This window comes from Streptomyces sp. AC1-42W (assembly GCF_003248355.1).
In the GTDB taxonomy this organism is placed as follows: domain Bacteria; phylum Actinomycetota; class Actinomycetes; order Streptomycetales; family Streptomycetaceae; genus Streptomyces.
On the sequence record NZ_QKWY01000002.1, the window covers coordinates 16,748 to 28,038 of the forward strand.

The window sequence follows — 11,291 nt, forward strand, 5'->3', positions numbered from 1 at the left end:
CCCACAGCCTGCCCGATCCTACGGATCAGAAGGTTGCAGGTTCGAATCCTGCCGAGTGCACAGCAGGCCAGAGGCCCCCGGGAGAAGGCGAATTCAAGGGGTCGTGGCAACACCGCTGATCATGCGGCTGTTGTGAGGAGCTTAGTGGTCGGCTCCGTAAGTCCTTCGGGGGTTGATCATGGTGCCGGGGCGGCGGAGGATTCTTCGTGTCGGCCGGCGGGGTGCTGGTCGAGTCTGGCCAGCAGATCGTCCAGGTCGGAGGTGGTGAACTTCCACTGGAACGGCTGTGCCGTGGCGTTGTAGCGGTCTTCGAATTCTCGGAGCCGGTCTGTGACCTGGGCAACGTCGCTCTATTAGATGGCCGTCGCCATGTCTTTGAGTGTCGGTGACGTCGTTTCCTGCGGGGCGAGTTGCAGGGGTCTCGGCTTCGCCCGCGGCTTGCGTGGTCGTCGTTCTTCGGGGAAGAGCGAGAGGCTGATCGTGTGGGTGACCTTGGTGGTGGCGGGCTCGTCCGGTTTGAGGGTGCGGTATCCGGTGGTGCTGCGTTTGGTGGCGCGGGGTGCGGCACGTCCGGGGCGGGGACGGACGGCCTCGCGGGTCAGGTCGGCCTGGATGTCACGGATCCTGGCGGCCAGTTGCCGAGGGGGGAAAGTCCGCGCCGACGGAACGTCGGGCGGCGGCGAGGGTGTTCTTGAAGCTGATGTGCGAGACGGGGAGGTTCGCGTGGTGGGCGGCGTCCACGGCCAGGTCGTGTACGGCCTGGTAGACGCAGAGCATGGCCCACAGTTCCTGCTCGACCATGGCGGGACTGTTGGACCGGAGGGTCGCGGTGCGTCCTCCCCGCTGTTCGATCTTGATGTGCTTGAAGATCGTCTCGCTGGTCCAGCGGGCGGTGTACAGCTCTGCCAGCTCTGCGGCGGGTGCCGCCTCGGGGTCCAGGAGCGTGGTGATCAGGCAGAACAGCTCCGAGGTCTCCTCACTGTCGCCGTCCGCGCCGATCGTGGTGGTGACCACGGTGTACTCCACGGCGCGCACGGTGATCCGGGCGCCGCGCGGCCCGTTCAGGCGGGTGAGGAAGGTGCCGTCGGCCAGAACCTCATGCGGCCGCAGGGTGAAGGAATCCGAGACCCGCCACAGGAGTTCGGCCCCGGTGACCGCGGCTGCCCGCCACAGCTCATAGGCTGGAAAGCCCCGGTCGGCCATCAACAGGATGCCTTCCCGCAGGTGCACCAGGAGGCGGGCGGCCAAGGTGCGCTCGCCGACGGCGAAGGAGTCGAAGACCGCACCGATCAACGCCTTCGTGCCGCACTCCACCAGCGCGAGGAGCCTCACCTGCGGGTACGGTCCAGGCCGATTTCCGTTGGAGGCACGGGTGTAGGCGGCAGCGTTCGCCTCGCTGTCAGGAACGTCCAGCAGTGTGCCGTCCATGGAGGTCAGCCGCAGCCCGCGCCAGAAAGCCCCCGGCGTGGCCGCAGTGCCGGTGCAACCGGCGACCCGGTCGAAGAGCAGTCGCAGCGGCCCCGCACCCAGCCGGGCCCGCGCCGTTGTCAGAGACCCCGTGCGCGCCGGACGCCACACCTCCCGCGCCCGGCGCGGCCAGTGCTCCACCAACTCCCGCAGCACCAGGCCGTATCCGTCACCGCTGAACAGCCACATCGTCAGGACGAAATACACCATCAGCCGGGCCGGCAACGACCGGGTCCGCTCCTCGCGCGCCCCCGCCTCATCGACCACGAAGTCGACCAGCTCGGGCGTGAACGTACGCGACAGCACCCCCATCCGGACCCGCTCCGGGTACGTCTCACCAACTATGTGATCTCTCGGCACAAGACCGAGACTCTACGCGATCATGAACTAAGCGAGCGACGTTGGTGACCTGGGTGAGGTCGGTGAAGTCGTTGGGCGAGACGACCTTGCGCTGGACGACGGAGAAGTAGATTTCCACTTGGTTCAGCCAGGAGGCGTGCACCGGGGTGTGGACCAGGACCGCGTTCGGGAACGCGTCCGACAGTCGGTCGGCGGCCTTCTTGCCGCGGTGGGAGGAGCCGTTGTCGACGATCCAGAACACGCGTTTCGCGCTGGCGTAGGGCTCGCGGGTCATGACCTGGGTGACCAGGTTCATGAACGGGGTGATGCCGGTGGTCGGCTCGCAGCGGCCGGACACTTTCGCGGAGTGGACGTCGTAGGCGGCCAGGTAGGCCAGGGCGCCGCCGCGCCGGTAGGTGTGGTTCACGCGCATCGCGCGGGCCCGGCCGGGCGGCAGGGTCGGATGACAGCGGCAGCGGGCCTGGATGGAGGTCTTCTCGTCCGCGCTGATGACGTACTCGTCGTCGCCGAGCGGGACGCCCCGCCAGGTACGGGCATACAGGTCCAGTACACGCTCGGCCTTCGGGCGGAAGTCCGGGTCGGTGACGAAGATCCAGGATTGGTACTGCCACGGTTTGATCGCGTCGTCGCCCAGCCAGCGACGGACAGTGGAGGCGGAGATCGAGCTGGCGATGGACCGGGCGACGACTTCGCGGGCAAGCTCCGGGCACGACCAACGCGCCAGCGGCACCCCTGTCTCGGCGGGCAGCCGGCAGGCCAGAGCCTTGACCTGGGCGGCCTGGAGCGCGGTGAACGAGGGGGGCCTGCCCGACCGGTCGAGGTCGCCCAGCCCGGCGAGCCCGTGCTCGGCGAACCGGCCGCGCCAGCGGCGGACCGTGTCCAGATGCAGACCCGTCTCCCGGGCGATGCGCGCGTTGGCGCGTCCGCGCGCCGCGTGCAGCACCACCTGCGCGCGCATCCGCAGCCGGTACTCGGTCTTGTGGCCGTAGGCCATCAGCTTCAGTCGCTCGCGCTCGGCGGCGCGCAGGGTGATCGTGCGGGCGACGGCAACAGGCAATGCAGGCGGGCCAATCCGGAGAAGTGGATCACAACAGGCCGAAGCTTGCCGTATCCGGTCCGTGGCCCCTCGGGCAGGATGGGCGCCATGCCCACGCCCTCGGAACACACCCGCCTCTCGCTGGAAGCCCGCCTCGGCGAGCAGGCCCGCGCCGTCTGGCCCCAGATTGCGCAGTTGCATGTCCGACACCGCGGAGCGTTCGCCTACGTGGAGGCCGAACTGGCCGACGGCGAACGGGTCAAGCTGATGCGACTGCGCTACACCGGCACCGTCAGCAAGAGGTGGGGCTTCGCCCCCTACTACGCCAGTGGCGACCGCTACGAAGACTCCCTGCTGCCCACCGGCAGCCCCACCGGCACCCCCGCGGAGGCGCTCGACTGCGCCTGCGAGCTCCACATCGCTGCAGTCGACATCTGACCCACTACCAGGCACAACGCCGGATCCGAAGTCAACCCCCGAAGGACTTACGGAGCCGACCACTTAGCGAGGCGCTCGGCTGGGGTTTCCCAGTCCAGCGTTTTGCGTGGGCGGCCGTTGAGTTCGGCGGCCACTGTGTCGAGGTGCTCGCGGCTGTGTCGGGACAGGTCGGTGCCCTTCGGGAAGTACTGTCGCAGCAGCCCGTTCGTGTTCTCGTTCGAGCCGCGCTGCCAGGGGCTGGAGGGGTCACAGAAGTAGACCGGCATGCCTGTGGCCATGGAGAACTGGTGGTGCAGGCCCATCTCCGAGCCCTGGTCCCAGGTCAGCGAACGCCGCAGGTGGGCCGGGAGGGTGCTGACCGTGTCGATCAGCGCGTCGCGGACGGTCAGGGTGTCGCGGTTGCCGGGCAGGTGGACCAGCATCACGTAGCGGGTGGTCCGCTCGACCAGCGTGCCGATCGCGGAGCCGTTGTCCTTGCCGATGATCAAGTCTCCCTCCCAGTGGCCGGGAACGGCCCGGTCCTCGACCTCGGCCGGCCGGTCGCTGATCATCGCCATCGGGGCCGGAAAGCGCGGAATCCGCTGGTCGGGACGGCGTTGAGGCTTGCGCAGGGTTCGGCCGGTGCGCAGTGCCTTCGTGAGCTCACGGCGCAGCTCGCCCCGGCCCTGGACGTAGAGCGCCTGGTAGATCGTCTCGTGCGACACGTGCATCTCCGGCTGGTCGGGGAAGTGCAGACGCAGGCTCCGGCTGATCTGCTCGGGACTCCACTTCAGCCCCAGCCATGACTGGATGGTGTCACGCAGCGGCAGACACGCAGCGATCTTGCCGCCCTTGGGGCGGGGCCGCCTGGCCCGTGCGCGGGCGTGCGCGGCGTGTGGCCGGTACTGGCCGTTCACGGGGTGCCGGTTGCGGCGGATCTCCCGGCTGACGGTCGAGGGGCTGCGGCCCAGCTCGGCCGCGATCGCTCGGACCGTCGCCTTCTCCCGCAGCCGGTCGGCGATGTGTATTCGCTCGTCCTCGCCGAGGTAGCGGGAGTCGCCACGGACCTCGATCAGGCGTGTCCTGGGCGCTTTGACACCGCGGACCGCGACCGCGGGCGCATCCTTCGCCCGCGGTCGCGGTCTTTTCGCCCGGCCTTCCGGCCGTCCGTAACGCCACTCCCTGCCGGTCCGCTCGTGCACTCCCACGATCCGGCATGCCTGCGCGTTGCCCATTCCTTGATCCACAAGGGAAAGGTAGAGCTCACGCTCCTTCAGGAGCTTCCTGGGCCCCTGCGGCCTCCGGTCCTCACGGATCTCGAAGTCCACTGCAACTCCCTACGGACGGGGTGTTGCAACGACCTCTTGAACTGAAGAGAAATCCCGGGGGCCTCTCGCGTTGCCCGTACAGCAACCGGGCCAGCCGGTACCTGGCGAAGAATCCGCTGAGCGAGCTGCGTGTGTGCCCGCAGCCTTCAGGTCGCCGATCAAGGGGCGACGCTGGTGGGGTGATCTCTACGAGCTCTGTCCCGACGATCTTCTGGCAGAGCTGAACAGTCGCGCCGATCCTGACAAGATCACTGCTCTCCTGAAGCGCTGCCGCGCGCTGAAGCGGTAGCCGTCATCCGCCTGTGCCCTGTCAAGTGAGTGTTGATGTACCAACCCCAGCGCGGCGCCCTGACACTGCTGTTCCGTGGCGGTGCCATCCGCTGGTCCTTTGGAGGATGAGAGGGGCGGGGTCGACGGTCTGCTCATAGTCCCGAGGTGGCTCCCGGGGACCTTTGTGCCCGCCCCTCTTGACCGCGGACCTCGAAGGTTCTCTGACCGGTCTCTAGTCCCGTACTTCGCGGGTCGTTGATTCGTATGGTGTGACCGGTCTGGGAGTGTCCCGGGCCGGTCGTATGGCGTTGGTCCGGATGTGTCGATGACTTCCCGGTCCCCGCGGCCACGATCTGAGCGTCAGCGCCTTGAAGTGGTGGTGACGTCCGTGGTGGAGAAGCGTCTGGGCGCTCTGCCTGTCGCTGCCGAGTTTCTGCGCCGGCTGGACGTCGCGGGGATCGTCGACGAAGTGTGTCCAGGCGGTGCGAGCGCCCATCTGACGCACGGGCAGGTCATCGAGGCACTGGTGGCCAACCGGCTGACCTCGCCCGCACCACTGGTGCGCGTCGGGGACTGGGCGAGGACCTGGGCGGTGGAGGAGGTCTTCGGTATCACGCCGGACCTCCTCAATGATGACCGCCTGGCCCGCGCCCTGGACGCGATCGCTCCGAAGCTGGAGGTCATCGCGGGCACGGTCGGCGCTCGGGCGATCACCGAGTTCGGGATCGATGTCTCGCGGCTGCACTGGGACATGACCAGCATGTCCGTCCATGGCGCTTTCCCTGCCGAGGAGCAGGACGAGCGGTACCCGCTCATCGCCTGCAACGGGCATCCAAAGGACCGGCGCGTGGATCTGAAACAGATCCAGTCCGGGCTCGCGGTCTCGGCCGACGGCGGTATCCCCGTCCACTCCCGGGTCTTCGACGGCGCCGCGGCCGAGGCCAGCCAGGTCGTCGGGGCGATGAAAGACCTGCGGTCGATGGCCGGCACCCACGAGTTTCTGATGGTCGCCGACTCCAAACTGGTGTCCTACTCCAACATCACCGCCCTGCTTGAGGCCGGTGTGGAGTTCATCGCGCCCGTCCCGGCCGCGCAGATCAAGGACGAGGTCTACGCGGTCCTGGATCCCCAGCAGGCGCAGGCCGTCGACTGGGTGCCCGGGCGGGACGAGAGGAAACCGGAGACGGAACGGGAGACCTACCGAGTCCTGGAGGACATTCACACGCTGACCGGGCGCCGCAAAAGCGACCCGTCGCTGACGGTGCGCCGGATCCTGGTGCATTCCACCGCCGTCGCGGCCGGCCAGCGGGCGGCCCGGGCCAAGCGACTGGCCAAGGCCGCCGAAGACCTCGACAAGCTCGCCGGTGCGGCAGGCGGACGGCACTACAAGACCCGGGAGAAGATCGTCGCCCGGATCGGCGTCGTCACCGCCAAGCGCCGTGTCACCTCCTGCCTGCGCTGGCAGATCACCGCCGACGAGCAGGGCACCCCGGGCCTCACCTGGCACTTCGACCAGGACGTGCTGGAAGCCGAAGCCGCCGTTGACGGCTGGTGGGCGTTGATCACCAGCGTCCCGGCCGAGAAGGCCGGACCCGCCCACGTCCTGATTCAGTACAAGGGCCAGGGCACCGTCGAGCGGCGCTACCACGACTTCAAGGGCCCCCTCGCGGTCGCACCGGTCTTCGTGCAGCACAACCGGCGCGTCGCCGCGCTCATCCAGGTCATCTGCCTGGCCCTGCTCGTCTTCTGTCTGATTGAGCGGCAGGTCAGACGCGCTCTGGGCCCCGACGAGACCATGGCCGGCCTCTACCCGGACAACCGACGGGTCCGCCCTACCGGCCGCATGATCCTCTACCACCTCGGCGAACTCACCCTCCGGATCGGAAACGTCACCGACCCGCCAACCGTCCAGATCAACCGCGGCGTCCAACTCCACCTCCTCGACCTCCTCGACACCGACATCGGACAAACCCGCTGGCCACAGACCTGAAACGGTCACCCGCGAAGTACGGGTCTAGTCGCCGGTCAACCTAGCAAGTGACTGTGACAACGCTCCGGGCGCATCGTCGGGGACGGGGGCATGGCCGGCCGACGCGTCGTGCGTTGTTGATCGGTGAGGGCGCTGGACCGCGGTGGAGTTCGATGTACGTGAGGCTCGCGCGCGTACGGTGGCTGGGTGGCGAATGACGATCTGGGGCGGACCTTGCGGCGGCTTCGGCGGCTGGCTTCGCTGACGCAGGAGGAGCTGGCCGAGCGAGCCGGTGTGTCCGTTGATGTGGTCAGGCAGCTTGAGCAGGGGCGGAAGCAGTCGGCTCGGCTGCCTACGTTGCACGCACTGGCGAACGGGCTCGGTGTGGAGCTGACCACGTTGTTGGGTGACCCGCCTGCTGTGGCCTCCTCCGGGGAGAACGACGGGCCGCGCTTCGTGGCCGTACGTCGCGCCATCATGCCCGCGCTCCGGGGTCCGAAGCCGGTGCCGCCCGCTGACGGCTTCTCGTTGGAGCGGTTGCGCGAACAGATCGCCGAGGGGTGGACGCAGTACCACTCCGCCGAGTTCGACGCGGTGATGAAGAAGCTGCCGGACCTCGTTGCCGACGCGCGGACGGCGACCGCTTCCGGAGAGGGAGAGGTGCGGGGTGCTGGGTTCGGTGCCCTGGGCAAGGCTCTTCAGCTCGCTGGGCATGTTGCCGTGCGGATGGGGAAGACCGATCTCGCGCTGATCAGTCTGGAAAGGGCGATAGATGCTGCGGAGCAGTCCGGAGATCCGCTGCTCGTGCCGATGGTCGTCAACTCGATGGCGTGGACCTATCAGCGGCAGGGGCGTCTGGAGGACGCACTGCACATCGCACGGCGCACCGCCGACGCCATGGTGAGTGAGGGGCGCGTCGACACCACTGATGGGCTGAAGGTGTGGGGAGCGCTGACCATGAGCGCCGCCACATCCGCTGCGCGGAGTGGGGACTACGAGCGTGCGGCGTCGATGATGGGCGCGGCGGAGGTCGAGGCCGCACGCGTCGCGAAGCTGCCTGACGGTGGTGACAACCGGATGGTGAGTGTGTTCAGCCCGTCGTCGGTGCGCATCGAGCGTGTTCGCTTGGCCGTCCAGTACGGACACCCGCAGGATGCTCTGGCCCTGGCCAAAGGGATGCGGCTGAGCAAGGACACACCGCCGTCCTGGCGGACGTGGCTGCTTCTGGACGTGGCGCGTGCTCACACGGATATCGGGGACGCGGCCGGCGCCGTAAAGACTCTGGAGTCGTTGCGTCGGGTCGCACCGACGTGGATGCAGCACCACACGTTGGCCGTAGCGATTGTCCGCGACCTCTGGAGTCTGCCCAACCCTCCTGCCGGACTGCGGTCGTTGGCAGAGTTTCTGGGCGTCTGCGAATAGCGTGGTGAAAGTGGGACGTTGCGTCCCTGTCACCCCATTTCGCGTGGCGCTTTCATGAGCGGGCAGCGCCTCGGCAGCCGTACGACCGGTTTCGGGGCTCGACCCCGATTCCGAAAGCGCGGACCGACATGCCGCACGCTGAAACACAGGCTCGTCCGACCGGGCCGCCGGGCTACAGCCAAACCCTGCGGCGCAGGTCGAGAGTGCTGCCGCGGCCAGGCGTTTTCGAACTCTTCCCAGGTGGCGCCCACGGAGCGTCGAGCGGACGTAGGCGGAGGACCACTCGTGACCGCCGAAGAACCCCGTTCGCAGTGGGGCCGCCCGGACGCGTCTTTCCCAGTTGATCGACATGTTCGGCACTGACGGGGCGCGTTCGGCTGGTTGAGGGTTTTCGGCTCCCAGGCAGGCTGCTGGCTGGGAGCCGTTGGTGGGTTTACGTGAGGCGGGTGCGGATCAGGTTGATTACTTCGGGGGCGTGGTCGGTCAGGTAGAAGTGGCCGCCCTTGTAGGTGTGGAAGGTGGTCGTTGACGTGGTGTGGGTGGTCCAGGCTTTGGCTTCCTCGGCGGTCACTTCGGGGTCCTCGGTGCCGTTCAGGACCTCGATGGGGCACGTCAGGGGCGGGCCGGGTTCGTAGCGGTAGGTTTCCGCGGCTTTGTAGTCGGCTCGGATGGCCGGGAGGATGGAGCGGAGGAGCTCTTCGTCGGCCAGGACCGCGGGGTCGGTGCCGCTCATGCGGCGGATGGTCGTCAGGAGTCGGGCGTCCGGGGACAGGTGGACGTTTTCGTTCTCGCGGGGGCGGGAAGGGGCGCGGCGGCCCGAGGCGAAGAGGACGCGCGGGGTCGTGCCGGCGGCCTCCAGGCGGAGGGCGACCTCGAAGCCCAGGGTCGCGCCCAGGCTGTGGCCGAAGAGGGCGATCGGGCGGTCGCACCACGGCAGCATTTCGGCGGTGACCAGGTCGGCCAGGCGGCGGACGTCGTCCACGCACGGTTCGGTGCGGCGGTCCTGGCGGCCGGGGTACTGGGCCGCGATCACGTCGATGGCCGGGGCCAGGGTGCGGGAGACCGGGAAGTAGTAGCTTGCCGAGCCCCCCGCGTGGGGCAGGCAGAAGAGGCGTACGGGGGCCTCCTCCGAGGGGTGGAAGCGGCGCAGCCAGGCGCTGGTGGCCTTCCGTGTGGTGGGCGTGGGCATGGAGTTCCTTACGCAGTCGGTTGCGGGGCCGGCCAGGTGCCCGGGGGGCGCCAGCCCCGGGCCGGGCCCCAGTTGGACCGGGGTGGGGCGGCGGCGGGGGCGCCGGGCGCTTCCTGGACGCGCGTCGCGGTGAGCAGGACCAGGAGGACGGCCGCCAGTTCGGTGGGGGTCGGGGTTCCGCCTTCGATGCGGATCGGGGAGTCGGTCATGTCAGAACGGAGGGTTGCCGTGCTTGCGTTCGGGTAGCGGCACGTGCTTGGCGCGCAGTACGTCCAGGGCGTCGGCGAGGACCTGTCGGGTGGCGGCCGGGTCGATGACGTCGTCCACCAGGCCGCGCTCGGCCGCGTAGTACGGGTGCATCAATTCCTGGCGGTACTGCTTGACGCGCTGGGCGCGGGCCGCTTCCGGGTCGTCGGCGGCGGCGATCTCGCGGCGGAAGACGACGTTCGCGGCGCCCTCCGCGCCCATCACCGCGATCTCGTTGGTGGGCCAGGCGAAGGACAGGTCCGCGCCGATGGAGCGGGAGTCCATGACGATGTACGCGCCGCCGTACGCCTTGCGCAGGATCACCTGGACGCGGGGGACTGTCGCGTTGCAGTACGCGTACAGGAGCTTCGCGCCGTGCCGGATGACGCCGTTGTGCTCCTGGTCGCTGCCGGGCAGGAAGCCGGGCACGTCGACCAGCGTGACCAGCGGGATGCTGAACGCGTCGCAGGTCTGCACGAAGCGTGCGGCCTTCTCGGAGGCGTGGATGTCCAGGACGCCGGCGAGGGAGGCGGGCTGGTTGGCGACGATGCCGACGACGTGGCCGGCCAGCCGGGCCAGACCGCAGATGATGTTGGTCGCCCAGTTGGCGTGCACCTCGAAGAGGTCGCCGTCGTCCACGATCTCCTCGATCACCGCCCGCATGTCGTACGACAGGTTCGGATCGGCGGGGACCAGCCGGGCCAGGGCGTCGCCGGGCCGGTCGACCGGGTCCTCGCAGGGCACGGACGGCGGCAGCTCGCGGTTGTTGGACGGGAGGAGGGTGAGCAGATGGCGTACCTCCTCCAGGCACTCCTCCTCGGAGTCGTACAGGAACGCGCTCGCGCCCGACACCGTGGAGTGCACCTGGGCGCCGCCGAGGTCGTTGTGTGTGATCTTCTCGCCGGTGACGGCCTGCACGACGTCCGGGCCCGTGATGTACATCTGAGAGATGTCGCGGACCATGAACACGTAGTCGGTGAGGGCGGGGGAGTACGTCGCGCCGCCGGCGCACGGGCCGAGCATGACGCTGATCTGCGGGATCACCCCGGACGCGGCCACATTGCGGCGGAAGATACCGCCGTAACCGGCCAGAGCGGTTACGCCTTCCTGGATGCGGGCGCCCGCGCCGTCGCTGAGCGACACCAGCGGGGCCCCGGCCGCCAGGGCCAGGTCCATCACCTTGTGGATCTTCTGGGCGTGCGCCTCGCCGAGCGAACCGCCGAAGATCCGGAAGTCGTGGGCGTACACGAACACCCTGCGGCCCTCGACCTGGCCCCAGCCGGTCACCACACCGTCGGTGTGCGGCCTGCGGTCCTCCAGGCCGAATCCGGCCGCCCGGTGGCGGCGCAGCTGTTCGATCTCGCGGAAGGTCCCCGGATCGAACAGCAGGTCCAGCCGTTCGCGCACGGTCAGCTTGCCCCGCGCGCGCTGCGCCTCCGTGGCGCTCGGCGAAGGACCAAGCTCCACGGCCTCCTTGATGGCTCCTCGTTCGGCCACTCGGACACTGACATCGGCAACGGTCATGATCCACCCGTCTCTTCGGCCATCGGGCCCGCCGTTGGCGGCGCCCTGGGCAGTGCGTGTCAT

Annotated in this window: 9 protein-coding genes; 3 read left to right on the top strand and 6 right to left on the bottom strand. The window is 68.8% G+C overall.

Annotated elements, in window-relative coordinates; genetic code table 11:
• Positions 1 to 615: 615 nt before the first annotated feature.
• Positions 616 to 1,779, bottom strand: a complete 1,164-nt coding sequence (locus tag DNK56_RS18125; protein ID WP_111329449.1) for an IS4 family transposase — start codon at positions 1,777 to 1,779, stop codon at positions 616 to 618.
• 22 nt (positions 1,780 to 1,801) lie between these two features.
• Complete coding sequence (locus DNK56_RS18130) at positions 1,802 to 2,884, bottom strand: IS630 family transposase (RefSeq protein ID WP_241989981.1); 1,083 nt, start codon at positions 2,882 to 2,884, stop codon at positions 1,802 to 1,804.
• Positions 2,885 to 2,971: 87 nt separating this feature from the next.
• Here DNK56_RS18130 and DNK56_RS18135 point away from each other — a divergent pair, with 87 nt between their 5' ends.
• The gene (locus tag DNK56_RS18135; RefSeq protein ID WP_111330414.1) at positions 2,972 to 3,301 is read left to right on the top strand and encodes a hypothetical protein; all 330 of its coding nucleotides are present in this window, start codon (positions 2,972 to 2,974) and stop codon (positions 3,299 to 3,301) included.
• Positions 3,302 to 3,348: 47 nt separating this feature from the next.
• Here DNK56_RS18135 and DNK56_RS18140 read toward each other — a convergent pair whose 3' ends face one another.
• Entirely contained in the window at positions 3,349 to 4,515 is a 1,167-nt protein-coding gene (locus DNK56_RS18140; protein WP_446750474.1) for an IS30 family transposase, read from the bottom strand.
• A gap of 751 nt (positions 4,516 to 5,266) precedes the next feature.
• On the opposite strand from DNK56_RS18140, the gene DNK56_RS36065 reads away from it, so the two are divergent.
• Together DNK56_RS36065 and DNK56_RS18150 are read left to right on the top strand one after the other, a co-directional pair.
• Positions 5,267 to 6,868, top strand: coding sequence for an IS1634 family transposase (locus DNK56_RS36065; protein WP_241989718.1), 1,602 nt, complete (start codon positions 5,267 to 5,269; stop codon positions 6,866 to 6,868).
• Between the two features lie 186 nt (positions 6,869 to 7,054).
• Positions 7,055 to 8,269, top strand: a complete 1,215-nt coding sequence (locus DNK56_RS18150) for a helix-turn-helix domain-containing protein (protein ID WP_111336015.1) — start codon at positions 7,055 to 7,057, stop codon at positions 8,267 to 8,269.
• 433 nt (positions 8,270 to 8,702) lie between these two features.
• On the opposite strand, the gene DNK56_RS18160 is transcribed toward DNK56_RS18150, so the two are convergent.
• From DNK56_RS18160 to DNK56_RS18170, 3 genes are read right to left on the bottom strand one after another with little or no spacing between them, the layout of a single operon-like run.
• Positions 8,703 to 9,458: a thioesterase II family protein gene (locus DNK56_RS18160; protein WP_111336018.1), complete on the bottom strand. Its 756-nt coding sequence runs from the start codon at positions 9,456 to 9,458 to the stop codon at positions 8,703 to 8,705.
• An 8-nt stretch (positions 9,459 to 9,466) separates the two neighbouring features.
• A complete protein-coding gene (locus tag DNK56_RS18165; RefSeq protein WP_111336021.1) occupies positions 9,467 to 9,667 on the bottom strand; it encodes an acyl-CoA carboxylase epsilon subunit in 201 nt (66 codons plus the stop codon).
• Between the two features lies 1 nt (position 9,668).
• Positions 9,669 to 11,228 carry an acyl-CoA carboxylase subunit beta gene (locus DNK56_RS18170; protein ID WP_199564799.1) on the bottom strand — a complete coding sequence of 520 codons (1,560 nt, stop codon included), beginning with the start codon at positions 11,226 to 11,228 and terminating at the stop codon, positions 9,669 to 9,671.
• Positions 11,229 to 11,291 lie beyond the last annotated feature (63 nt).

Excerpts from the sequence above, each read along its gene's own strand:
- DNK56_RS18125 (WP_111329449.1), bottom strand. The coding sequence starts at position 1,779 with ATGGGGGTGCTGTCGCGTACGTTCACGCCCGAGCTGGTCGACTTCGTG.
- DNK56_RS18135 (WP_111330414.1), top strand. The coding sequence starts at position 2,972 with ATGCCCACGCCCTCGGAACACACCCGCCTCTCGCTGGAAGCCCGCCTC.
- DNK56_RS18140 (WP_446750474.1), bottom strand. The coding sequence starts at position 4,515 with ATGGGCAACGCGCAGGCATGCCGGATCGTGGGAGTGCACGAGCGGACC.
- DNK56_RS18160 (WP_111336018.1), bottom strand. The coding sequence starts at position 9,458 with ATGCCCACGCCCACCACACGGAAGGCCACCAGCGCCTGGCTGCGCCGC.
- DNK56_RS18165 (WP_111336021.1), bottom strand. The coding sequence starts at position 9,667 with ATGACCGACTCCCCGATCCGCATCGAAGGCGGAACCCCGACCCCCACC.
- DNK56_RS18170 (WP_199564799.1), bottom strand. The coding sequence starts at position 11,228 with ATGACCGTTGCCGATGTCAGTGTCCGAGTGGCCGAACGAGGAGCCATC.